The organism is Pseudarthrobacter sp. PS3-L1, assembly GCF_030063285.1.
Taxonomy (GTDB): Bacteria; Actinomycetota; Actinomycetes; order Actinomycetales; family Micrococcaceae; genus Arthrobacter.
This window is the reverse complement of sequence record NZ_JASISU010000003.1, coordinates 279,926-302,594: the sequence shown is the minus strand read 5'-3', so window position 1 is coordinate 302,594 and position 22,669 is coordinate 279,926. Positions and strand designations below refer to the sequence as shown.

The window sequence follows — 22,669 nt, the reverse complement described above, 5'->3', positions numbered from 1 at the left end:
GCATGTAGGTCTTTGGATGGCCGGTTTAACTCCCTGCCGCGTCGAATCATTGGCCTCTGTCTAGCCGTGGCAGTAGTTTCTGGCCGGCGGAAAATCCACGGACGGATGCTTACCCGGGCCATACGCCATACCGGGGGAAGTTACTCGGCATGTGGCCTGGACTCAACCCTCGAAGTGCTAAACGAATCCTGCCTGAGCAGCCAACACCGCGACCTGGACTCGGCAATTGACGTTGAGTTTAGACATGATTTTTGTGATTTGGGCCTTGACTGTAGCTTCGCTGACATGCAGCGACAGGGCAATCTGGGCGTTAGTTTGGCCGGCCGTGAGTGCCTTGAGAATGGCCCTGTCCCTGCTGGGGAGGCGCTGTATTAACTTGATCTCGAAAGAGGCTTCGGGCGGAGCTGGGAGTGGAAATCTCTGTAGGTCCTGCGGCGCGGAAAAGATGCTCTCGCCCCGATGGATCATGCGAAGTGCCGCGCCAAGGTCGGAGGAAATGGATTGCTTAGACAAATAGCTAACGGCACCCGCATGGTAGGCATCGCACATGATTTCAAAGGAGGTGTGCGAGGAAAGCATCGCGATCTTTACTGTTGGGATGCGGTGGCTAATTTCTCTGACGGCGCGGAGTCCGTCGATATTTTGTACGTTTGTTTCCATCAGCACAATGTCGGGCAACAGGGCCAATGCCTCCGTGACCGCTTCATCACCGGTACAACTGACTGACTCGAGGTCTACCTGCTCTATGCCTTCGAATAGCCGTTCCATGCCGAGCCGCACCAGGTAGTCGTCGTCCACCAGATGAACCCGAAGCTTTTCCTGTATCAAAATTGAAATCTTCCCCCCAAAGCAAGTGACCTGTCCGTCACTTTCAATTTTTCCCAGGGTGTTCTACACAACCTCGGATCCCACTCAAGTTTTATACGAAATCGTCGAAGAATTCCAGATGGGTAATCCCCGTGACCGACCTACTGAAACAAATAGCGGGTTGGCTATCTACACGTAATAACTTCCGGACGTATGACTTAGTTCCGTATATCAGGCCAGAGGAAGTTACCGTCTTGGACATTTCCGCTGAGCCAGAGCGCTTATTCAGGTTGGCTCTCTGGTGTCTAAATAGTACTGAGGAGGCTACTGAGTACTCGCGAGCTGCGTGAGTAGTGTGCGACGGGCAACGCCATGTCTCGGGCGGGCATTTGTCCTTACTTAGGAGCAGTTTTGAAGTTACTCACAGGGGGTCCACCGAGTCGGTGGAAGAGAAATACGACGCGGTTGCTGGCTGGCGGCGTGGTGGCCAGCGTCGTGCTGGCACCGCTGCAGGGTGCAGTTGCCGCTCCCACGGATCTCAGCGAAGCTCGCGCTGAAGTCCTCTCAGGTTCATTGCTGACCACCGGGCTGGCGGGTGTTGGTCTTGCGGGAAGTGGATTTCCAAGCGATAGCGGTCCGAATGGTTCTTCGATAAATGCACAGTTGCTTGAAGCTGTTCAGGTTGATCTTGGTAGTGTCCGGGTACCGCTCATCAGTCCGGTCAGCGGGGCAGGCGGGTTGCTTTCTCTCGGCCAAGCTGGGGTCCTCAACAGCTATTCTGCGTCTCCGTCTGCCACCAAGTCATCTGCCTCGGCGGGGGCCATCGGTGCTGATGGGGCCATTGCCGTATCGCCTACCTCAACAGGGGATGCAGCCTCCCTTGATCTGACACCGCTCGTAGGCCAGGTTGTGGCAGGGAACCTCGTGGATCAGCTCCGCGTGGATGTTGGAGCCCTTGCTTCCAGCGCCGATCAAGATGGACAGAGCGTTGTGACCGACTATGTCGTTGCTGACGCTCAGCTGGATGTGCGAAGCCCCCTGGTGGCAGCCCTGACAACTGACCTGGCGGGAGCTGTCGACGGCCTGTCGACTTCTCTGAACAGTGCAGGTGCCGGTCTGAGCCTGGACCTGAATATTGTTAATTTGGCCAATGTTGCCGTCGGTCCCGTTGCGGTCTCTGTTTCGGGGGTTGGGTCGGCTCTTGACGCGGTTACGGATCCCATCCTCTCTTCAACGCGAACAAGCCCTGATGGCCTTGTCACAGTTGATCTACAGTCAGGGCAGGTCAGCGTCGATCTCGATGCCCTTGGACTCAATAACCAGCCCGCAAACACGTTGGTCCTGACCTCGGCAAATATTGATCGGATCACTGTCGCAGTTTCGGAAATTTTGAACGGTGTCGCAAACGAAGTCAACCAAGCGGTCGTTGGCGCCCTTTCCTCAGCGCAGGTATCGGTCACCGCTGGCCTGGCCGTCGACTTGCCGATCGTGCCAGACCTGAATGGCAACGCGACGCTCACGGGTACTCTGGCAAGTTTCCTTGGAGGTTCGGGTATCCCGGCTCCGTCAATCGTGGTGAATGTTCCTGGTTTGAGCACCGCAATATCCACCCCTCTTGTGGGACAACTTGCTTCGGGGCTCGTTCCCTTGGTCGGAACTGCCCTCAGCAACACCATTAACGCTGCAACCAGCGGCATCACGGGTCTTGTGACAGGTGCCGTCACGACGCTCTCCCCCGGCCTGGCAACTGTGCTGTCAAGCGCTGCCCAGCTTGTTGTTAATACCCAACCGTCGCCGGGCGCTTTCGGTCAGGGTTCAACAACCGTCAGTGCTCTCTCGGTGATAGTCCTTCCGCAGCTTGCTGGACCCGTTGCACTGGATCTTGCGACATCGAGCGTTCGTGCGGCGGTATTGGCGCCGAGTATTGTTCCTTCACCAGGGCGTGTAGTCGCTGGCGAATCCACAGTGGTTGATGGCGCTGGGTGGCCACCCCTTACCCTTGTCACTGTCCAGCTTACCGACGGCTCGGGAGCTAGTGTCGGAGCGGCTTTGACTGTAACGACAACTCCTGAGGGGACGTTCTCGCTTCCTCTTCCCGTTCCCAGCGGGACGGTGCCGGCTGATGACTTTACTATCACCGGAAGTACCGCTGCAGGATTGGAAGCAACCGCAGTCCTAGCCGTGATCGAACCGAACCAGGCTGATAACACCGCAGTGAATACGGCTGATAACACGGCTGTGAATGGTGCAGACAACACGGACGTGAACACGGACGTGAACACGGCTGTGAATACGGCTGTGAATGGTGCTGATAACACGGCTGTGAACACGGACGTGAATACGGCTGTGAATGGTGCTGATAACACGGCTGTGAACACTGCCGATAACACGGCTGTGAATGGTGCTGATAACACGGACGTGAACACGGACGTGAACACTGCTGATAACACGGCTGTGAATGGTGCTGACAACACGGCTGTGAACACGGCTGTGAATGGTGCTGATAACACGGACGTGAACACGGACGTGAACACTGCTGATAACACGGCTGTGAATGGTGCTGACAACACGGACGTGAACACTGCTGTGAATACTGCCGATAACACGGCTGTGAACACTGCTGTGAATGGTGCTGACAACACGGACGTGAACACTGACGTGAATACGGCTGTGAATGGTGCGGACAACACTGACGTAAACACTGCTGATAACACGGCTGTGAATGGTGCTGACAACACGGACGTGAACACGGCTGTGAACACTGCTGTGAATGGTGCTGACAACACGGACGTGAACACTGCCGATAACACGGCTGTGAATGGTGCAGACAACACGGACGTGAACACTGCCGATAACACGGCTGTGAATGGTGCAGACAACACGGACGTGAACACTGACGTGAATACGGCTGTGAATGGTGCTGACAATACGGACGTGAACACTGCCGATAACACGGCTGTGAACACTGCTGTGAATGGTGCTGACAACACGGACGTGAATACGGCTGTGAATGGTGCTGACAACACGGACGTGAATACGGCTGTGAATGGTGCTGACAACACGGACGTGAATACGGCTGTGAATGGTGCTGACAACACGGACGTGAATACGGCTGATAACACGGCTGTGAACACTGCTGTGAATGGTGCAGACAACACGGACGTAAACACGGCCGATAACACGGCTGTGAACACTGCTGTGAATGGTGCAGACAACACGGACGTAAACACGGCCGATAACACGGCTGTGAATGGTGCGGACAACACGGACGTGAATACGGCTGTGAATGGTGCGGACAACACGGACGTGAATACGGCTGTGAATGGTGCTGACAACACGGACGTGAACACTGCTGTGAATGGTGCTGACAACACGGACGTGAATACGGCTGTGAATGGTGCTGACAACACGGACGTGAATACGGCTGTGAATGGTGCTGACAACACGGACGTGAACACTGCCGCTAACACGGCTGTGAATGGTGCTGACAATACAGACGTAAACACGGCTGATAACACGGCGGACAACGGGTCAGTCAGCGTTGATGTCACTCCAAAGACTGTGTTGGTTGGCGGAAGCACTCTGTTGAGCGGGCGAGGGTTTACGCCTAGCGGAACCGCGACTGTTGTTCTCACCACACTCGGTGGCAGCGACGACTCGGCCGTGATCAAGACGTACTCCGTAGAGCTGGACGAATCGGGGCGCTTCCTACTTCGAGTTCCGACTGACGGCCTGGAAATCGGTAGCTATTCGTTGCTCAGTACGGATGACGAAACCGGCCGAAACGGAGCTACGGGCTTCGAAGTGGTCTCAATTCCGACGAACACCGAAGCGAACACAGCTGAGAACACGGCTGCTAATACCGCTGAGAACGTTGGTGATAATACGGCTGAGAACGCTTCTGTGAACACGGCTGCTAATACCGCTGAGAACGTTGGTGACAATACGGCTGAGAACGCTTCCGTGAACACGGCCGAGAACACTGGTGCGAACACCGCTGAGAACGTCGCAGCCAATGTCTCTGTGAATACGGCTGCCAATACTGCCGCAAACGGGCTGAATAATCCTGGCGGCAGCACCTCGGTCAATGTTGCGGCGAATGCACTCACTGTGCCGCCAATCAACAGTGGCGTAACGCCGTCGACGGTTATCTCCGGCGGCAAGTTGGCGAACACCGGAGCCGAAAGTGTCGCGCTCTTTGCGGGACTCGGTCTGCTCCTGCTCGTGGCGGGAATCTCTACGCTAGTCGTCAGTAAGCACCGGCAGCGCGCTAGGGCATAGGAAGAATTGTGGCGGCAGGGTTTGAAACTCTGCCGCCACAACTCACCTCTTCGCAGGCACACATCCGCCTCTCCGCATAGAAAGTGATTCCGTGACCACCCCACGTATTCGAAAGCTGCCAGCCGCTATCCTGCTGATCGGAACCCTCATCGGTGGAGCCCACATCGGAGCAACTCTTGCTTTCACCGGCCCGGATACGCCGTTGAAGCAATCTCTCCAACCTGGTCTCAACAAGTATTTTCTCGGTCCACTGGACCAGGGCTGGAACCTCTTTGCTCCGGGAGCTTACTCCCAGGACGAGTACCTGCTTGTCCGAGCATGTGTCAGTACTGCTGACGTGTGTGCCGGCGGCAGCAGTGCTGGAGCAGAATTCACTGAGTGGCGAAACGTCAGCGCGGAGGAAACCCCTGAGCCTGGTGTATCCAGGATCCTCGCAAACCGAGAGCACCGTCAGTCCAAAGTCGTACACAGTCGTTTCTGGCCCGCCGCGGCAGCTCTGTCGCCAGAGATGCGACGCATGGCAGAGGGCAATCACCTTGATGGACAACCAGTCTTTGGCGTTGCGCTGGATGACACAGCGGCGTCAAAGGATTTTAATCCGAAAGTATTGAGCCAGCTGAAGACCTATCAGCGAATGGAAGACACTGCGGTGGGTTTCGCTTCACTCTATGCCCTTCGGGAATGGGGCGGGAAAGCATCAATGGTTGAAGTTCGTATGCGCAGGGATGCAGTGGTGCCCTTCGAGAAAAGACATGAGGTGGCTGCGGACAAGACGCAAAGTTTCATGAACATTGGATGGCGCAGCGTCGTCATTTTTGATGAGGAGACACGAAACGCATGGCTGTGACATCGCCCTCACCGCAGACGTCGGGAGCACGTCACCGGCGCCCTCTCCGGCGTTGGCTTCGGGACCATCGCCACGTTCCTGGTGCCTGGCTTACTTTCCTCTCCTCATGGTTTGTCAGCGATCGGCATGGATCGTATGGTCTCGCCGTCATGCGCATCAGCTCTGGAATCTTGGTTCTGGGATGGCTACTAGCCAACCTGCCCATCGCAGACCGCATCTGGGGTCCAGGTGCGGCGTACTGGAACTCTTACCGGAGCGTTCTGGGATATTCATGGCCGTTGGACTTCTTGAATAATGCCGGAAACGGTGCTTTTTGGGCGTGGTACCTGGTAACCATCGGTCTGGTCATTACCTTCATCCTTGGCTGGAGGACACGTTTTACCACACCGCTCCTTTTTGTTTTCTACGCTGGGCTTAATGCCCAGAACACGGCAATAGCCGACGGCGGAAACTATTTCTTCCGCATCATGCTCATCTACCTGGTGTTCGCTGACATCTCACGACGCTGGTCCCTCGACTCGCGTCGTCGTTCACGCTTGGGTAAGCCAGAGACCCAGGTTGGCTCGGTAGTCCACAACTTGGCACTGTGCATGATCATCGCCCAATTGTGCATCGTCTATTTTGAAGCGGGGATGTACAAGGTCCAAGGATCACTCTGGCAAAACGGAACTGCCATCTACTACCCACTTGCATCCGAGACGTATGGGGCGCTTCCGTGGTTATCGTCGGCCCTCACCTTCTTCACATGGGGCACCGTACTCGCGACATATTTCACGGTCATCATCCAAGTGGCATTTCCGTTCCTGCTTTTCAACCGCATTACGCGCAGGATCGCGCTGCTCTGCATCCTGGCAATGCATCTTGGTATCGCTATCGCAATGGGACTTCCATTTTTCTCGGGCGTGATGGCCTCTGCTGATGCTGTCCTGGTGGGCGGTGCAACCTGGTTGGCGATCCAACAATGGGGCGCCAGCTTCCTTCAGCGGTTCAAGCGAAGTAACGGGCCAAAGCCACAATTGCCTCCCTTGACTGGGCTCCAAGAGCCGGTGGAAGCATGGCAACCCGAGCTGCAAAGGGATCTGGAACGTTCTCGTTGAGGTGAGCAGAGCAAGTCCGTGGACGGGCAGAAAAATCCACTTCGGATAACGCAGACACGTGACCCAGGCTTACGTGCGGCTCATTGAGTCCTGATTCTGAAACGGAAAAGGGGATCCCACGACCAAGCCGTGGGATCCCCTTTTCTGGGGTAGCCATTGGTTAGACAGTGCTTTTGGCCCATGTGGTCAATGTATTGCTCAGATCCATGTGGCCCTTGTCGACCACCTGCAGGTCAGCATGAGTGTCAAACCACTGGATGATTTCCCGTGCGCCATCCGCGAAAGGAATGGTGGCTCTGAAATCAGGCACCAATGTCTTGATCTTCGTGTTGTCAAAGACTACCGAGTGGGACCTGTCGCCCAGCAGGCTGGCACCAAGTTCTGGACTGTGGGCAGCAATGGTCTCCGACGCTACGTGAACAAGGTTGGGTTCGGCCACCCCAGCGGCCCGGGCAAAGAGAGTAAAAATTTGGTCCCACGGCAGGTATTCATCCGAGGTGATGGTGTAGCTCTCCCCGATGGCCTGCGGCCTTCCCAAGAGTCCAACAAATGCTTTGGCGAAGTCTTTGCTGTGGGTAAGCGTCCACAGTGAGGTGCCATCCCCGTGGACCATGACCGGCAACCCCGCACGCATCCGGTGGATGTCGGTCCATCCCCCCGCCAGGGCAATTTTCGTTCTGTCATAGGTATGCGACGGGCGGACCACTGTGAGCGGAAAACCGTTGTCCCTATAGGCCTGGAACAGCAGTTCCTCACAGGTAATTTTGTCTCTCGAATACTGCCAAAAAGGGTTCTTCAACGGGGTGGACTCGCGGATGGGCAGCGTGGTGGGAGGCTTCTGGTAGGCCGATGCCGAACTGATGAAGACATATTGACCAGTTCGCCCGCGAAACAGCTCCATGCTGGTGCGAGCCTGGCTGGGGGTGAAGGAAATAAAGTCGGCGACGGCGTCGAACGTTCTGTTACCGAGAGCCGCCGCAACCGCTGACGTGTCCCGGACGTCAGCGGTCAGGACTTCCGCGCCTGCTGGAGCGGGGCGTCCGGCAGTCCGGCCCCGGTTCAGGATGGTGACGCTGTGTCCCAGGGCAACAGCGCGTTCGGCTGCCCAGGCGCTGATAACGCCGGTGCCGCCAACAAAGAGCAGTGATCGCGGCGCCACGGTGTCCGCCGTAGCCAGTAGTGCACTCACCATGCGTAGTCCTCAGGTGCGCTCTTGTGGCCGGGGAAGATGGTGTCCAACTTCGCCAAGGCGTCAGCGTCGAGCGTGACGTCAAGTGCACGGAGGGCCGCATCGAGCTGTTCCTGGGTTCGCGGACCAACGATCGGTGCCGTGACACCCGGCTGGTGCAGGAGCCAGGCGAGTGCTATATCACCGGGGGCGTGGCCCAGGTCATCGGCGAACTTCTCATAGTGGCGGATCGCGTCCTCATGTTTTTTGAGCGCATCCAGGGCACGCCCTTCAATGCGCCGCACGCCGGTTTCCTGCTTTTTGAGAACACCGCCCAGGAGGCCACCGTGCAACGGTGACCACGGCAGGATCCCGAGGCCATATCGCTGCGCTGCGGGGATGACCTCCAGCTCCACCTGGCGTGTGAGCAGGTTGTAGATGGACTGCTCGCTGACCAAGCCGGTGTAATTTCGGCGCTGGGCTGACTCCTGCGCTTGCGCGATGTGCCAGCCAGCAAAGTTGCTGCTGCCCGAGTAGATGATCTTTCCTTGCTGGACGGCCACATCGATGGCCTGCCAGATCTCATCCCATGGTGTCTCTCTGTCGATGTGATGGAATTGATAGAGATCAATGTAATCCGTCTGGAGGCGCTTCAGGCTCGCCTCGAGGGCCCGCCGGATGTTCAGGGCAGAGAGCTTGGAATCATTGGGCCGCTCACTCATTCCGCCATACAGCTTCGTGGCAAGCACAACACGCTCGCGGCGACCGCCACCTTTCGCGAACCATCGGCCCAAGATTTCCTCTGTCCAGCCGCGATGCTCCACGCCGCCATAAACATTGGCGGTGTCGAAGAAATTGATGCCGGCATCAAGGGCTGCATCCATGATGGAATGAGCATCTTCCTCCGCGGTCTGTGGTCCAAAATTCATGGTCCCCAGGCAGAGACGGGAGACGCTCAGGCCAGAACGGCCTAGATGGGTGAACTGCATGGTGTGTCCTTTCACCTGTGCATTGGCGAAGCCACCAACGCGGTTGTTGCTATCGGGAAAATCTCAGAATTGGGTGAAAGCAGCGACTGCGGGGTCGGCGCCGATCCGCGCACCGGATTCCAGCGCTGTGATGGCTGCCAGTTCATCAGGTGTCAGCTGCAGCGATGCAGCGGCCAGATTGTCGCGAAGACGCTGGGGATCTGAGGATTTGGGGATCACGATGGTGCCATTGGCCAGGTGCCACGCGAGGACCACCTGTGCCGTACTTGCCTGATGAGCCTTGGCGATTGAAGTGACGGCAGTGCTGTTGAGATCTTCGCCCTGACCGAGCGGGCTGTATGCCTCAACGGCGATTCCCAACTCACGGCACTTGGCTGCCAGTTCTTTCTGCTGGTAGCTGGGATGGAGCTCGATTTGGTTGACGGAAGGAAGCGTTTCAGTAGATTCCATGAGTCTCTCCAGGTGCTCGGACAGGAAGTTCGAGACGCCGATGGAACGGGTTCGCCCAGCAGCCTGCAGGGTCTCCATCACTTTCCAGGCCTGAGAGTAGAGCCCCTGTGAGGGGACCGGCCAGTGAATCAGGTACAGATCAACGTAATCAAGTCCCAATGCATCCACGCTTGCCCTGAAAGCACTTTCCACGTTGCCCTGATCTCCGTTGCGGAGTTTAGTGGTGACGAAGAATTCCTCACGGGGTATCCCTGAAGCCCTGACGGCGGCGCCCACGCCAGCCTCATTCTGATAGGCCGCAGCAGTGTCAATATGTCGGTACCCGGCCTCCAGGGCATCCTCGACCACTCGCTGGGTGTCTTCGGACGGAATCTGGAAGACACCAAATCCCAGTTGCGGAATGGTGATGCCGTTGTTCAGTGTCAGCTCTGACATGTATCTCCTAGGGATGGGGGCACTCGGCCGGAAAGCGCTTTCGAAGACCTCTTCGACCCTATGCACTTTTATACGGATAGTCAGCCCCCTTGGCATTTTTTCTTTTTAGCCGTGCTGTACTAGAAAATTTGTCCGAGCTGTCGTGGACAAAATGAGCGCCCCCGCGGTGCACCAGGGGAAGGTGCATCGCGAAGGCGCATGGCTAGAGCCGGATCAGCGTCTGGGGCTAGGGGCGTTCCAGCCTGAATCCCAATTTCATTGTCACTTGCCAGTCGGCTACCTTGCCGTCCTTCAGGTGGCCGCGGATCTCCTTGACTTCAAACCAATCCAGGTTCCGCAGGGTGCTCGATGCTGCATCAATTCCGTTGCGGACGGCTGCGTCCACCCCGTCTGGTGACGTGCCCACAATTTCGGTAATGCTATAGGTGTTATTGGCCAACGCTGGCTCCTCGTGATCGACGTCCATTCCCCGCAGGGCTGTAGCTGAACCCTAGTGCCGGCCACGGCGCTGTGCCAGGGGCTTTCGTCTACTTCCCTGCAAGCCTCAGGCAACGGAGTCCGGGCCGGCAACGCCCAGGACAAGGGTGCGGAGGTCATCAAGGGTCTGCTGCATATGCTCGTCCATGGCGATGCGGGCACGGCTGGAATCTCCTGATTCCAGTGCTGCGGTGATGTGCCGGTGATGCCCGATTGCATGTTCTTGGATCAGGCGCACGCGGGAGGTCTCGGTTCTGCGCTTCTCCAGCAGTCGCTGCAGTGGCTGAAACAGGACCGCCACAAAGACGTTTCCTGACGCCTGCAGAATCAGGTCGTGGAAGGCAAGATCGGCCTCCACAAATGCACCGACGTCATTGTTTTTGTGAGCGTCGGCCATGGCCTCAACGTGGTTGTGCAGGGTCTGGATTTCGGCGCCTGAAATCCTGCTGGCCGCCAGTTCGCAGGCCCCGGTTTCCAGCATTCGCCGCAGTTCGATCAGCTGGACGGCGGTACGGGCTTCATCCGTACCCTCTGATGCGGCGCGCAGCACCGCTTCCAGGGACGCCCATCGGTTAAGCGGGTTTACGAATGTTCCCCGGCCACGTTCCACGCTAAGGATGCCTTGGGCTGCAAGGGTTTTCATGGCTTCGCGGACCGTCATGCGACTGACGTCGTGCTTGGCGCTCAGCTCCAGCTCTCCGGGTACAGGTGTGCCAGAGGGGAAATCACCGGCAATGATGCGATCCAGAAGTTCGTCAGCAACCATGCCAACAAGTGATTTTCGTGCCACGCCCCTCCATCCCCGTGCAGATATGCCAGCCCAGTCTACTTGCGAGCACCCATGTGCTGTGCGACACTAATGGCAGATGTCAGACATCTTACATATTGCTTTACGTCGGATCCTCACAATGGAGTGCGCAATGCCTGCTGAATCAGCGTCTTTGGACATCTTGGAGTCGGAACTCCTCAGGCAGTTCCCGGCTGAGGTCAGCATTCCCGCAGCGAACGTCTCCGGTCTCCTTGGTAGCCATGCGGCCAACCGGGTTTTGGTGGTGCTGGATGATGATCCCACCGGCACTCAATCCGTTGCAGATATTCCCGTTCTGACCGCCTGGGACGAAGCAGATTTCGACTGGGCCTTCGGGCAGGGAAAGCCAGCCGTTTACGTCCTGACGAATACCCGCAGCCTGGATCCCGACGAGGCTGCTGCCCGCAACGCCGAAATTGTTCGCCACGCACTGGCTTCCGCGTCCCGGCTGGCCAACCTGCAGCTGGGCTTCGTAAGCCGCAGCGATTCCACCCTCCGTGGCCACTACCCGCTGGAGCCAGACATCATTGCCGCCACAGTCCTGGAAATCACCGGAGAGTCCACGGACGGCGTGGTGCTTGTCCCGGCATTCCCGGACGCCGGGCGGGTCACTATTGGCGGTATTCACTACATGCGCGGCACCGGTGACGCCGCCGGAACTCTCATCCCCGTGGCAGAGACTGAATTCGCCAAGGACGCCAGTTTCGGTTTCGCCAACTCCGAGCTCGCCGAATATGTGGCCGAGAAATCCCAGGGAAGGTTCCCAGCGAGCTCCGTGATTGTCCTGGACCTGGGCATTATCCGCAGCGGGGCAACTGCCATTGCTGACGCCATTCAACCGGCAAGTGGTTCTACACCGATCGTGGTGGACATTGTGAGTGAGAATGACTTGCGTGCATTGGCGCTGGGCCTGGATGAGGCAGAACGCCGTGGCAAGAAACTTCTGTACCGTGTGGGCCCGCCGTTTGTCCGGGGAAGGATCGGCCAGGAAGTCCGGGAACCACTGACCGGGGCAGAGGCCTTCGCGGGGAACTCGCCGTCCACCGCGGGTGGACTCATTGTGGTGGGCTCCCACGTGGGGGTGACCACCCGCCAGCTCAATGTGTTGAAGGCACAGCATGCCAGCGCGAGCACCATAGAGATCGATGTTCAGGAACTCTTGGGCCGCGGCTCGGAGGCCTACATCGGTTCCGTTGTTGACGCCGTTGTGGCCGCCCTCAAACAAGGCGATGTAATTGTCCATACCAGCCGCCTGTTGATCAAAACGGACGACGCCGTCGCCAGCCTCCAGATTGCCCGTAGCGTGTCCGCCGCCGTCGTCGCTGTTGTCAACAGGACGCTGAAAACTTTCCCGCCGCGGTTTGTGATTGCCAAGGGTGGGATCACGTCCTCCGATGTGGCCGCCCACGGCCTGGAGATCCGGCATGCCATTGTCCGGGGCCCCATGCTGCCGGGCATCGTTTCGCTCTGGGAACCTGTGGATGGGCCAGCCAAAGGCATCCCCTACATCGTGTTCGCCGGCAATGTGGGTGGCGATGAGTCGCTTGCGGACGTCACCCGAAAACTCAGCACCGCCTTCAACAGCTGACCCGCGGTCCAGGGCACAACCACCGTTAATGGAGAAGATCATGACCAGTACGTACACAGTTACAGTCCTTGGACTCGGCGCCATGGGCCTGCCCATGGCGACCCGTCTTGCCAGCGAACTCACCGTTCACGGCTTTGACATTGCCGAGCCGCGGCTGGCGCTGGCCGAAGAGGCAGGTATCCGCACCTTCGCATCAGCCCGCGAGGCTGCCATGGATGCCGATGCCCTCCTGCTGGCGGTGCGCAACGGCGAGCAGCTGCACGAGGTGCTCTTCGGCGAACAGGGCATTGCCTCGGTCCTGAAACCCGGCGCCGTTGTTATTCTGGGGAGCACAGTGGGCACTGACGCGATTCCCGCAACAGTGGCCGCACTGGCGGCGTTCGACGTCGAACTGGTGGACGCTCCGCTTTCCGGCGGACCCAAGCGGGCCGGGGAGGGCGATCTCCTCATTGTGGTGGGAGCTTCCCCCGGTGCGCGGGCCAAGGCCCAGCCTGCCCTGGACCTGCTGGCCTCCACCCTGACCGTGGTGGGAGACAAGCCAGGTGATGGTCAGGCTCTCAAGACTGTGAACCAGCTCCTCTGCGGCGTCCACATAGCGGCCGCGGCAGAGGCCATGGCCCTTGCTGATGCGCTGGGACTGGACCAGGCAAAGACTCTTGCGGCGCTTGAGGCCGGGGCAGCAGGGTCCTTCATGCTCTCCAATCGAGGCCCCAGGATCCTGGAGGCCTACTCGGAAAATGGTGCCGAAGTGCTGTCCAGGCTGGATATTTTTGTCAAGGACATGGGCATTGTCGGCAAAGCTACCCGTGCTGCTGGGCTCGCAGCACCGGTGGCTGCGGCAGCCGAACAGCTCTACCTGCTGGGCCAGGCTCAGGGCCTTGCCGCGGCCGACGATTCGGCCGTCATCAGGGTAGTCGCGCCCGCAAAGCGAACCGCCTAACACCACCCCGAACTGCGATGACGGCGGCACCCCCTCCGCCGTCGTCGCACACCTTCCAGGCTCAGCCGGGACGGACTAACCAAGCTCGCCAGGCTTAACTGGCGCTGTCAAAGGAGACACACCATGAGCGCTCTCGCTCTTCTGGCCATCGCGGCGGCAGGCGTTGCCCTGCTTTTGCTGGCCGTCATTAAGTTCAAGATCCCGGCCTTCCTGGCCCTACTTGTTGTCAGCGTCCTGGTGGCACTGGTGGCCGGAATCCCGCTCCAGGATGTCATTAAGACCGTCACTGACGGCATGGGTGGAACCCTGGGATCTGTTGCCATCCTGGTGGGCCTCGGGGCCATGCTGGGCAAAATGATCGAGATTTCCGGTGGAGCCCAGTCGCTTGCCGGGAAATTCACCCAACTACTGGGTCCGCGCCGTGTCATAGCAGCGCTGACGGCAGCTGCGTTTCTGCTGGCTATTCCGGTGTTCTTCGACGTCGGATTCATCATTCTTATCCCCATCATCTACGGTTTCGCCAAGGCTGCCGGGGTCAATCCCGTGAAGTTCGGGCTCCCCGTGGCAGGAATCATGCTGGCCATCCACGTCGTGGTCCCGCCGCACCCGGGCGTGGTGGGTGGGGCCGGAATCCTTGGTGCTGACATTGGTTGGGTCACCATTCTTGGCCTTGGACTTTGCATCCCGGTTGGAATCCTGGGCTATTTTGTGGCCCGGAAACTGAACCGCCGGGACTACACGATGTTGCCAGCCACCGCGGAGCAGTTCCGACTTTTTGGCAGCGGCAATTCCCAGGTTGAAATGGACGCGGCGCAGGGTGGAGTCAAGACCGAGGTCAAGACTGCTCCCAGCCCGGCGATGATCATCACCCTGATTGTGCTGCCGATTCTCATGATTATGGTGGGTACTGTAGGCGCTGTCATTCTGCCCAAGGACTCCTTCGCTTCTGCTCTGGCTGCATTTATCGGTGCGCCGCTGATTGCCCTGCTGGTGGCCCTTGGCCTGGCCTACTACTTCCTGGGCATTCGCCGGGGCTGGTCCTCCCAGCACACCGGGGAAGTCATGGACTCTGCACTGGCACCAACAGCCATCGTCATTCTGGTCACGGGCGCCGGCGGCGTCTTTGGCAAGGTCCTGACTGTCTCCGGTATCGGAACAGCCTTGGCGGAAGGCCTTCAGCAGGCCGGACTGCCAGTAATCCTGATGGCGTATCTCCTTGCGGCGATTCTCCGAGCTTCCCAGGGCTCGGCAACGGTTGCCATCATCACCACCGCGGGTCTGCTGGCAGCGTCGGTGGCTGACGGCGGCTACTCGCCGCTGCAGACGGCGTTGATTCTGGTCGCTATCGGGTTCGGTGCCCTGGGGCTGAGCCACGTGAACGACTCCGGTTTCTGGATTGTCACCCGCTACCTGGGACTGTCCGTATCCGATGGCCTGCGGACCTGGACAGTTCTGACAACCATCCTGGGCTTTGCCGGGTTCGTGCTGACCTTTGGTGTCTGGATGCTGGCAGGAGGCCTGGCGCTCTGATGCGCACACGACTGGATCACCTCGTCAGCGCTGCACTGCAGCACGGTTCCGCCGTTCCTGCGCTGACGTGTTACGACTTCACGACGGCGCTGGCTGTCGTCGGGGCAGCAGAGGACGCCGGCAGGGGGGTCATCATCTTGGTGGCACCAAAAACTCCCACAACGCCCAGCGGGCTTCGGTTTATAGCTGCGCTGCGCACCCTTGCGGATGCAGCGGATGTCCCCGTTGCCATCCAGCTGGACCATGCCACCGACGTTCAGGTCATTTACGACGGCGTCACCGCCGGTGCGGATTCTGTCCTTGCGGACGGGTCGGCTCTGCCGTTCGCTGACAATGTTGGACTGGTGACGCGTGTACGCGCGGCAGTAGGTGCCGACGTCGTGATTGAAGCAGAACTGGGCGGACTTGCGGGAGACGAGGACCGGGCCTTTGGTACCGATTACGCGGGTAGCGCCGTTGCCGGGCTGACCGACTCGACACAGGTGGAGGAGTTCGTCCGCGCCACGGGAGCCCAGCTCCTTGCTGTTGCAGTGGGCAATGTCCACGGAAAGTACAGCGGAGAACCCCAGCTCCGCTGGGATGTCCTGCAGGATATTGCAGTCCGCACGCACCTGCCCCTCGTTCTGCACGGCGCGTCAGGAATCCCCGCAGGGGAACTGGTCAAAGCCGCGTCAATGAATGTGGGCAAGGTCAACTTCAACACGGAACTGCGGACGGGCATCCTGGCTACGCTGCAGGCGGGGATAGCGGCACAGCGCGCGGATGGAGAAAACCTTCAGGGACTCCTCCGTGATTGGGACGGTTCCGCGCGGGCCTTCGCCACGGCGACATTGAACATGCTTAGTCGATAAGGCCAAAGCGCTAGGGGGGACTAGGATCAGATCATGCTCCTGGTCTCCCTCTTTTTCGCTTTCATTGCTGCCGCCCTGCACGTTTACATTTTTGTGCTGGAGTCCTTCACCTGGACCACTCCAAAGACCTGGAAGACGTTCAATATTCCGTCGCAGGAAGAAGCGAACATCACTAGGTCGTTGGCCTACAACCAGGGCTTCTACAACCTGTTTCTTGCCATTGGGGCGTTGATCGGTGTTGCGCTGGTGGGTATCGCCTCCTCAGCTGGCAGCGTTATTGCTGGCTGGACTCTCGTGTTTGCGTGCTGTGGTTCCATGCTGCTGGCGGCCCTGGTGCTGGCCCAGACCGGCGGCAGGAGCATCCGTCCGGCAATTATCCAGGGGACCACACCGCTGCTGGCAGTTTTCTTTGGGCTGCTGGCCGTGGCGACCTGATTGGCTTGTAGTAGGGCATTGCCAGTGGCCGGTTCTGGTGACACTCTCAGGGTATGAGCCAGAACAGCGTTATACCGGCGGACACTTTCACACCGGATGTCTCCACTCTCCGTAATGATGCGCAACATCGCTACGAGCTCCACTCCGGGTCCGCTCTTGCAGTCCAGCTCAGCTACGTTGACCGCCCCGGGCATGTGGACTTCATCCACACCCAAACCTCAGACTGTTCCCAAGGGGAAGGGCTGGCCCGGGTCCTGGTCCATTTTGCCCTTGATGACGTCGTGGCGGCAGGAAAGCGCATCGTCCCGCACTGCCCCTATGTGGCGGGATATCTGAAAAAACATGGTGGATATGAGCAGTACATAGACTGGCCGGGAGCGTAGGTCAGGATGGTGTGTGCTGTCACCGCTGGTCCCCAACAAAACAGTGACTGTTCTTCAGAGCTGGCAAGACCGTGGTGGTGACCTTTCCCGCTCTGATCTCAGCTATCACACACTCTCCGCTGATCAAGAGTGCCCCCTGAACGGATTCCACATCCAGCCCGGTTGGCGTCGTTGAGATGGACACCTCGACGGTGTCTGCCGTTTCTGGATCTAGGCCGATCAGGGTTGCGCGCAGCGCCTCCCGTTCCACGTGGGGCGTGGTTGAGGCCAGTCTGGTGAGGGCCTCTTCCATTGTGGTCCTGATGGTGTTGAGGCGGCCGGAACCTGAAGTTCCCGGCAGCACAGAGTCCACCGACGCCGGAACACGCGAGGAATCGAAGCGCGTTGATGCAGGCGCATCCTGCGCTGAGCAGGAGGCTGTGAGGCTGATCAGAACTGCCACCGGCGCCACAACCCACGGTGCCGGCCGCCGGTGTCGCCTGTCCTTCGAAGCGTCCTTTCTCATCGGCTGGCCCACGTCAGTGGGAAATCAGTTTCTGGCTGACCCTGAACTGATACGGGCGAAAGCGCACCGATGGTGGGGGCGTTGAGGTTGATGAAATCCGAAAGCCATGGGAAGACCCAGTGGAACAAGGCGGCAACCGCAGCTGCGATCAGGAGCAAAAACAAGACGGTGCGCAGCCAGATGGGGCCAGGCAACGTTCTGAATATCCAGCCGTACATCCTTTACTCGCCTCCCATGGCGGACCGGACCTGGTCTGCAATTTCTTGGGGCGGCCCCGCATCTAAGGGTTGCCAGGAGTCGAACACTGCATAGGCAATAAAACGCTCGCTGGCGCCGAATCGAGGGTTGCAGGTGGTGAGCGTGAGGTACCTGTCTTCTGGCGCTGTACCCACGTGCATCGGAACGGGAGCCAGCACCTCTGACTGGCTGGGCAGGACTATTGCAAAATTGCGGTAAACGTAGGAGTAGTAGCCTGCAGTTGTCTGCACGTAGATTTTATCGCCAGGCACCAGGGTGTGGATGGCATCCAAGGTTGCGCCGTGGGTCTGCCGATGCCCGGCCAGGACAAAGTTCCCTACTTCGCCAGGCATTGCTGTCGACTCATAGTGCCCAAGTCCGAGCGTATCGAGTTCGCGCTGCCCCGTCCCCTGTACCATCGGCCGAGGTTCGTAGTTTTGTCCGAATCGAGGGATATACACAACCCCAAAAACCTCACCTTCAGTTGATGGCAGGGGAGTGCTGGCTGGATCTCCGTAGCTGGAAGCCGCCGAGGGGCCTGCCGGGCCCGGGGCGAGATTTCCCTGGAAATCCTGGGCAAAAGAATCAATTGCCGCCCGTTGTGAGGCATTGGCTTGAACGGTGGTCCAGCCCAGCTCCCACACAACGAAGAGAAGGGCCACGGCGCCGACTGTCAGGAGGATTTCCCCGATCACCTGCGTCATGAACAGCGGGAAGGATGTGGACCGCGCCCTGTTTCTGGAACCCATACCGGAAGCCCGCTAACTTAGTGCTGATGCCGGCGTCGGGGCAGCAGCGCCAGGGGCCCGCCCACAACAGGGCGAAGTCCACCACCTGCGTCCAGTGGCACCAGAGGCTCGGGAGACCCAGTCGCGGACAGCCCGCCGACAGCGACGTCCGCAGGGGAAGCACTTGTACCTGCCACCAGCGTCTGGGCCAGCAAGGCAGTGACTGAGACTGCTGGCAAGTACTTTTTCACAGTGAACCCCCACGGAACTGAAAAGAACGTTGCCCCAAAGTCTTGGGCGCGCCGTCAAATGTCTCTTAATGTAGCAGACTGGCGTACGCCGCATAGTGTGCGCTTCCTCCAGGTCAGATGAAAATCAAAGACTGCAAAACGTACTGTATTCCAACGACGCACCATGAATTGGCTCACAATTGTTTGTAGGCAAGGCTGTCCTAAGTAAGGTTTACCTTGCCCACTGCGTTTCCATCGCGACCAAAGGACTACTTACGTGACGGCATTGCCCCACCACAAGAGCTTCTCTTCCGAACAGCCTTCGCTTTCCCAGGAAACTGTTGCACCGAAAGGGCAGCTGCCCGCTCATGACTTTGGCTCCTCGGTTGAGCTGGCACTATCCGCTAGCAACCATCTTTTTAATGCCCGCAATGCCTCCCGCTATGTCGCTCAGGTCCTGCAGGGTGTCAACACAGTCGCCACCAAAATCGAGGGCACCGAGCACCCCTTCACCGGCGTAGAACCTGCCAGACTCAAGGAACGCGTGGCCGCCGTCGATCTTGACTTGCCCCTTGAAGACACCGCGGCGGCGTTGGCTGAACTCGAGGATGTGTACCTGCGCGACGCAGTCTACTTTCACGATCCGAAGTACGCCGCACACCTGAACTGCCCAGTGGTAATTCCCGCGCTGGTGGGCGAGGCTATCCTCTCAGCCGTGAACTCATCGATGGACACGTGGGATCAGAGCGCTGGCGCCACCATGATTGAACGCCGCCTTATCGACTGGACAGCTGGGAGACTCCAGCTAGGGTCTGCCGCCGACGGCGTATTTACTTCCGGGGGCAGCCAATCAAACCTGCAGGCGCTGCTGATAGCCCGCAACCATGCCGTGGCGGTGCTGCGAAGGGAGACCGCCAATGCAGCTCTGCGCCTGCCACTGCTTCTGGATCGCCTGCGCATTTTCGCTTCCGCTGACAGCCACTTCAGCATCCAGAAGTCTGCGTCCATGCTGGGTTTGGGATACGACGCCGTCATCTCCGTTCCGTGCACCGCTGACCACCGGATGGATCCAGCCGCACTGGCCGCTGCCCTTGTGGAGGCGACTGACGCGGGGCTGGTCCCCATGGCAATTGTGGGGACTGCGGGCACCACAGACTTTGGCTCCGTTGACCCGTTGCGTGAGATTGCGGCCCTTTCCCGGACCTACGATTCCTGGTTCCACGTAGATGCCGCCTACGGCGGAGGGCTCATTGTCTCCAGCCGGTACCGCAATCTACTTGCCGGGGTTGGTCTGGCGGACTCCGTGACTGTCGATTTTCACAAAACTTTCTTCCAGCCGGTTAGTTCCAGTGCCCTGCTGGTACGTGACGCAGCAATGCTCCGCCACGTGACGTATTACGCGGACTACCTCAATCCTGAGAGCGCGGCCAAGGCCGAGATCCCCAACCAGGTGGACAAAAGCATTCAGACCACCAGGCGTTTTGATGCCCTGAAGCTCTGGATGACACTGCGCGTCATTGGTGCAGATGGAATCGGTGCGCTCTTTGACGAAGCAATCGACCTGGCCGCGCGGGTTGGGGGGCTACTGGCCGCAGATCCTGATTTTGAGCTCGAGACAGATCCGCAGTTGAGCACGCTTGTGTTCCGTTACCGGCCCACGGCTGATGGTGTGCCAGTGACCGAGGATGTTGCTGACGCGCTCAATCCAGCTATTCGTGCCGCCGTGTTTGCAACCGGCCAGGCAGTGGTGGCCGGGACCAGGGTCAACGGCAGGCAGTATCTGAAATTTACTCTGCTCAACGCAGAAGCGACGCTCGAGGACATAGCCGAAATCGTTGAACTCCTGCGCTGCGCTGGAGCACAACTGCTCGCTGTCAACAAGAAGGACAACGCATGAATGCCACCTCCACCATCCATGACCTGATAGGCATCGGAGTCGGTCCCTTCAACCTGGGCCTCGCCGCACTGTGCGAGCCGCTAGAAGACCTGGACTGCGTGTTCCTGGAACGCCGCCCCGGGTTCGAATGGCATACCGGAATGATGCTTGATTCCGCCCACCTCCAGGTTCCCTTCATGGCGGACCTGGTCACCCTGGCGGATCCGACGTCCCCGTTTTCTTTCCTGAACTTTCTCAAGCAGACCGGACGCCTGTACCGGTTCTACATCCGGGAGAACTTCTACCCACTCCGGGCGGAGTTCAACCAGTATTGCCAGTGGGTTGCCGGGCAGCTTGATTCGGTAAGGTTCGGCACCAACGTCACGGACGTGACCTACGACGACGGCGTGTACCGCCTCCTGGTGTCCTCACCAGAGGGGCCGCAGGAGTTCCGCACGCGGCGCCTGGTCCTGGGAACAGGGACAAGTCCCTACATTCCGGCGTCGTGCGTTGGAATCCGTAACGCCGAGCCCGCCGCGCCCGGGCAAGCGGATCCAATGCACTCAGGTCACAACGGGACAGGCCATGGCCTGGTGTTGCACAACGCGGACTACCTGCAACGTAAAACGGAGTTGCAGGCTGCTCGCAGCATCACCGTCGTAGGAAGCGGCCAAAGTGCAGCGGAGATCTATTTTGAACTGCTGCAAGACATAGATGCCCATGGCTACCAGCTGAACTGGGTGACCAGGTCTGCACGGTTCTTCCCGCTCGAATACACCAAACTCACCCTGGAGATGACGTCGCCGGAATACGTGGACTACTTCCACGCACTGCCGTCAGGCCAGCGGGACCAGCTGAACAAGAGCCAGAAGAACCTCTATAAGGGCATCAACGCTGATCTGATCGACGCCATCCATGACCTTCTGTACGCCAAGAGCCTGACCGGCCTCGTGGAAACCCAACTCCTGACGAACTCGGAGCTCACCGCCGCCAGCTGGAATCCGGAAACTGCCACCCACACCCTAGACCTGCACCACACGGAACAGGACACCACCTACTCCCTGGAAACCGAGGCAGTGGTCCTGGCGACGGGCTACGCGTACCAAGAACCCGAATTCCTGGCGGGAATCGCAGACCGGATTGCACGCGATGCCCAAGGCCGGTTCGACGTCGACAGGTTCTACAGTGCCGGCACCACCCCCGGGGAGATTTTTGTCCAGAATGCCGAACTGCACACCCACGGCTTTGTCACCCCTGACCTGGGCATGGCCGCCTACCGGAACTCCTGCATCCTGCGTGAAATTACGGGCCGTGAGGTGTACGCCGTAGAACGCAGCATCGCATTCCAGCAGTTTGGGGCGCCCAACCCGGCTGGAGCGGGCGAGCTCCCTGGACCAGAAAAACGCACTGGTGCGCTGAAGGACGCGGGCGTATGAGCTTCACGTTCCGCTCCCTGGCCCCAGAATCCGATGCCGCACTCCTGCACAGCTGGGTCACGCAGCCCTACGCCACATTCTGGGACATGCAGGACTTCAGCCGGGAACAGGTGGCCGCGGCCTACACGCAGATCCAGTCCAGTGGACACCACCATGCGGTGTGGGGCCTTGAGGATGGCAAGCCAGTGTTCCTGATGGAGGAATACGCGCCTGGACTCTCTAACCTGGCCACAGCTTACGCAATCCAGCCCGGAGACGTGGGCATGCACATGATGGTGGCGCCGCCAGTGGGAGCCCCGCGGCAAGGATTCACGGCAGCTGTCATGGAAGCAGTCCTGAACCGCCTGTTCAAGGATCCACGGGTGGAACGGATCGTGGTGGAACCCGATGCGCAGAACACCAGGATCCATGCCCTCAATGCCCGGCTGGGTTTCGTCCCGGCGGGGAAAGTGGACCTCGGGAGCAAAGAGGCCCTCCTGAGCTTCTGCACCCGGGCTGATTTCCACGAAGCCCGGCTCAAGCTTCACCAATCCGCTGATGTGGCGCCTACTTTGACCGTTTCACGTTAGGA

21 protein-coding genes are annotated in these 22,669 nt (G+C 59.1%); 12 read left to right on the top strand and 9 right to left on the bottom strand.

Annotation, left to right across the window (positions count from 1 at the left end; all coding sequences use genetic code 11):
- Positions 1 to 177: 177 nt before the first annotated feature.
- Positions 178 to 798, bottom strand: a complete 621-nt coding sequence (locus QMG79_RS09265) for a LuxR C-terminal-related transcriptional regulator (protein ID WP_283538301.1) — start codon at positions 796 to 798, stop codon at positions 178 to 180.
- 420 nt (positions 799 to 1,218) lie between these two features.
- Here QMG79_RS09265 and QMG79_RS09260 point away from each other — a divergent pair, with 420 nt between their 5' ends.
- The 3 genes from QMG79_RS09260 to QMG79_RS09250 all read left to right on the top strand — a co-directional run bounded on the left by QMG79_RS09260 (position 1,219) and on the right by QMG79_RS09250 (position 7,032).
- A complete protein-coding gene (locus QMG79_RS09260; protein ID WP_283538300.1) occupies positions 1,219 to 5,088 on the top strand; it encodes a beta strand repeat-containing protein in 3,870 nt (1,289 codons plus the stop codon).
- Between the two features lie 91 nt (positions 5,089 to 5,179).
- Complete coding sequence (locus QMG79_RS09255) at positions 5,180 to 5,935, top strand: DUF5819 family protein (protein WP_283538299.1); 756 nt, start codon at positions 5,180 to 5,182, stop codon at positions 5,933 to 5,935.
- Complete coding sequence (locus QMG79_RS09250) at positions 5,926 to 7,032, top strand: HTTM domain-containing protein (RefSeq protein WP_283538298.1); 1,107 nt, start codon at positions 5,926 to 5,928, stop codon at positions 7,030 to 7,032. Before QMG79_RS09255 ends, QMG79_RS09250 begins: the two co-directional genes overlap by 10 nt.
- A 160-nt stretch (positions 7,033 to 7,192) precedes the next feature.
- Here QMG79_RS09250 and QMG79_RS09245 read toward each other — a convergent pair whose 3' ends face one another.
- The 5 genes from QMG79_RS09245 to QMG79_RS09225 all read right to left on the bottom strand — a co-directional run bounded on the left by QMG79_RS09245 (position 7,193) and on the right by QMG79_RS09225 (position 11,341).
- Positions 7,193 to 8,224: an SDR family oxidoreductase gene (locus tag QMG79_RS09245; protein WP_283538297.1), complete on the bottom strand. Its 1,032-nt coding sequence runs from the start codon at positions 8,222 to 8,224 to the stop codon at positions 7,193 to 7,195.
- Positions 8,218 to 9,189, bottom strand: coding sequence for an aldo/keto reductase (locus tag QMG79_RS09240; protein ID WP_283538296.1), 972 nt, complete (start codon positions 9,187 to 9,189; stop codon positions 8,218 to 8,220). The genes QMG79_RS09245 and QMG79_RS09240 overlap by 7 nt, the downstream gene beginning before the upstream one ends.
- Positions 9,190 to 9,252: 63 nt before the next feature.
- Positions 9,253 to 10,074 carry an aldo/keto reductase gene (locus QMG79_RS09235; RefSeq protein WP_283538295.1) on the bottom strand — a complete coding sequence of 274 codons (822 nt, stop codon included), beginning with the start codon at positions 10,072 to 10,074 and terminating at the stop codon, positions 9,253 to 9,255.
- A gap of 226 nt (positions 10,075 to 10,300) precedes the next feature.
- Positions 10,301 to 10,513, bottom strand: coding sequence for a dodecin (locus QMG79_RS09230; protein ID WP_283538701.1), 213 nt, complete (start codon positions 10,511 to 10,513; stop codon positions 10,301 to 10,303).
- 105 nt (positions 10,514 to 10,618) lie between these two features.
- Entirely contained in the window at positions 10,619 to 11,341 is a 723-nt protein-coding gene (locus QMG79_RS09225; protein WP_283538294.1) for a FadR/GntR family transcriptional regulator, read from the bottom strand.
- Between the two features lie 130 nt (positions 11,342 to 11,471).
- On the opposite strand from QMG79_RS09225, the gene QMG79_RS09220 reads away from it, so the two are divergent.
- From QMG79_RS09220 to QMG79_RS09195, 6 genes are all read left to right on the top strand, one after another.
- Positions 11,472 to 12,947, top strand: a complete 1,476-nt coding sequence (locus QMG79_RS09220; protein WP_283538293.1) for a four-carbon acid sugar kinase family protein — start codon at positions 11,472 to 11,474, stop codon at positions 12,945 to 12,947.
- A gap of 40 nt (positions 12,948 to 12,987) precedes the next feature.
- Positions 12,988 to 13,887 carry an NAD(P)-dependent oxidoreductase gene (locus QMG79_RS09215; RefSeq protein WP_283538292.1) on the top strand — a complete coding sequence of 300 codons (900 nt, stop codon included), beginning with the start codon at positions 12,988 to 12,990 and terminating at the stop codon, positions 13,885 to 13,887.
- Positions 13,888 to 14,010: 123 nt separating this feature from the next.
- Positions 14,011 to 15,417, top strand: coding sequence for a GntP family transporter (locus QMG79_RS09210; protein WP_283538291.1), 1,407 nt, complete (start codon positions 14,011 to 14,013; stop codon positions 15,415 to 15,417).
- On the top strand, positions 15,417 to 16,268 hold the full coding sequence (locus tag QMG79_RS09205) for a class II fructose-bisphosphate aldolase (protein ID WP_283538290.1): 852 nt from the start codon (positions 15,417 to 15,419) through the stop codon (positions 16,266 to 16,268). Before QMG79_RS09210 ends, QMG79_RS09205 begins: the two co-directional genes overlap by 1 nt.
- Before the next feature lie 33 nt (positions 16,269 to 16,301).
- On the top strand, positions 16,302 to 16,703 hold the full coding sequence (locus tag QMG79_RS09200; protein ID WP_283538289.1) for a DUF1304 domain-containing protein: 402 nt from the start codon (positions 16,302 to 16,304) through the stop codon (positions 16,701 to 16,703).
- 53 nt (positions 16,704 to 16,756) lie between these two features.
- Positions 16,757 to 17,086: a GNAT family N-acetyltransferase gene (locus QMG79_RS09195; RefSeq protein WP_283538288.1), complete on the top strand. Its 330-nt coding sequence runs from the start codon at positions 16,757 to 16,759 to the stop codon at positions 17,084 to 17,086.
- A gap of 19 nt (positions 17,087 to 17,105) precedes the next feature.
- Here the strand turns inward: QMG79_RS09195 and QMG79_RS09190 are convergent, their stop codons facing one another.
- From QMG79_RS09190 to QMG79_RS09180, 3 genes are all read right to left on the bottom strand, one after another.
- A complete protein-coding gene (locus tag QMG79_RS09190; RefSeq protein ID WP_283538287.1) occupies positions 17,106 to 17,591 on the bottom strand; it encodes a DUF6993 domain-containing protein in 486 nt (161 codons plus the stop codon).
- Positions 17,592 to 17,812: 221 nt separating this feature from the next.
- On the bottom strand, positions 17,813 to 18,532 hold the full coding sequence (locus tag QMG79_RS09185; protein WP_349357260.1) for a class E sortase: 720 nt from the start codon (positions 18,530 to 18,532) through the stop codon (positions 17,813 to 17,815).
- Positions 18,533 to 18,594: 62 nt separating this feature from the next.
- A complete protein-coding gene (locus QMG79_RS09180) occupies positions 18,595 to 18,807 on the bottom strand; it encodes a hypothetical protein (RefSeq protein ID WP_283538285.1) in 213 nt (70 codons plus the stop codon).
- A 337-nt stretch (positions 18,808 to 19,144) separates the two neighbouring features.
- On the opposite strand from QMG79_RS09180, the gene QMG79_RS09175 reads away from it, so the two are divergent.
- The 3 genes from QMG79_RS09175 to QMG79_RS09165 are packed head-to-tail and all read left to right on the top strand — an operon-like array spanning position 19,145 to position 22,667.
- On the top strand, positions 19,145 to 20,683 hold the full coding sequence (locus QMG79_RS09175) for a pyridoxal phosphate-dependent decarboxylase family protein (RefSeq protein WP_283538700.1): 1,539 nt from the start codon (positions 19,145 to 19,147) through the stop codon (positions 20,681 to 20,683).
- Positions 20,680 to 22,098, top strand: coding sequence for a lysine N(6)-hydroxylase/L-ornithine N(5)-oxygenase family protein (locus QMG79_RS09170; protein ID WP_283538284.1), 1,419 nt, complete (start codon positions 20,680 to 20,682; stop codon positions 22,096 to 22,098). The genes QMG79_RS09175 and QMG79_RS09170 overlap by 4 nt, the downstream gene beginning before the upstream one ends.
- The gene (locus QMG79_RS09165; RefSeq protein WP_283538283.1) at positions 22,095 to 22,667 is read left to right on the top strand and encodes a GNAT family N-acetyltransferase; all 573 of its coding nucleotides are present in this window, start codon (positions 22,095 to 22,097) and stop codon (positions 22,665 to 22,667) included. The genes QMG79_RS09170 and QMG79_RS09165 overlap by 4 nt, the downstream gene beginning before the upstream one ends.
- The last annotated feature ends 2 nt before the right edge of the window (positions 22,668 to 22,669 follow it).

Bases quoted from the DNA above. Each gene is read 5' to 3' on its own strand.
- QMG79_RS09250 (WP_283538298.1), top strand. From the start codon at position 5,926: ATGGCTGTGACATCGCCCTCACCGCAGACGTCGGGAGCACGTCACCGG.
- QMG79_RS09245 (WP_283538297.1), bottom strand. From the start codon at position 8,224: ATGGTGAGTGCACTACTGGCTACGGCGGACACCGTGGCGCCGCGATCA.
- QMG79_RS09240 (WP_283538296.1), bottom strand. From the start codon at position 9,189: ATGCAGTTCACCCATCTAGGCCGTTCTGGCCTGAGCGTCTCCCGTCTC.
- QMG79_RS09235 (WP_283538295.1), bottom strand. From the start codon at position 10,074: ATGTCAGAGCTGACACTGAACAACGGCATCACCATTCCGCAACTGGGA.
- QMG79_RS09220 (WP_283538293.1), top strand. From the start codon at position 11,472: ATGCCTGCTGAATCAGCGTCTTTGGACATCTTGGAGTCGGAACTCCTC.
- QMG79_RS09215 (WP_283538292.1), top strand. From the start codon at position 12,988: ATGACCAGTACGTACACAGTTACAGTCCTTGGACTCGGCGCCATGGGC.
- QMG79_RS09210 (WP_283538291.1), top strand. From the start codon at position 14,011: ATGAGCGCTCTCGCTCTTCTGGCCATCGCGGCGGCAGGCGTTGCCCTG.
- QMG79_RS09205 (WP_283538290.1), top strand. From the start codon at position 15,417: ATGCGCACACGACTGGATCACCTCGTCAGCGCTGCACTGCAGCACGGT.
- QMG79_RS09200 (WP_283538289.1), top strand. From the start codon at position 16,302: ATGCTCCTGGTCTCCCTCTTTTTCGCTTTCATTGCTGCCGCCCTGCAC.
- QMG79_RS09195 (WP_283538288.1), top strand. From the start codon at position 16,757: ATGAGCCAGAACAGCGTTATACCGGCGGACACTTTCACACCGGATGTC.
- QMG79_RS09190 (WP_283538287.1), bottom strand. From the start codon at position 17,591: ATGAGAAAGGACGCTTCGAAGGACAGGCGACACCGGCGGCCGGCACCG.
- QMG79_RS09185 (WP_349357260.1), bottom strand. From the start codon at position 18,532: ATGACGCAGGTGATCGGGGAAATCCTCCTGACAGTCGGCGCCGTGGCC.
- QMG79_RS09170 (WP_283538284.1), top strand. From the start codon at position 20,680: ATGAATGCCACCTCCACCATCCATGACCTGATAGGCATCGGAGTCGGT.
- QMG79_RS09165 (WP_283538283.1), top strand. From the start codon at position 22,095: ATGAGCTTCACGTTCCGCTCCCTGGCCCCAGAATCCGATGCCGCACTC.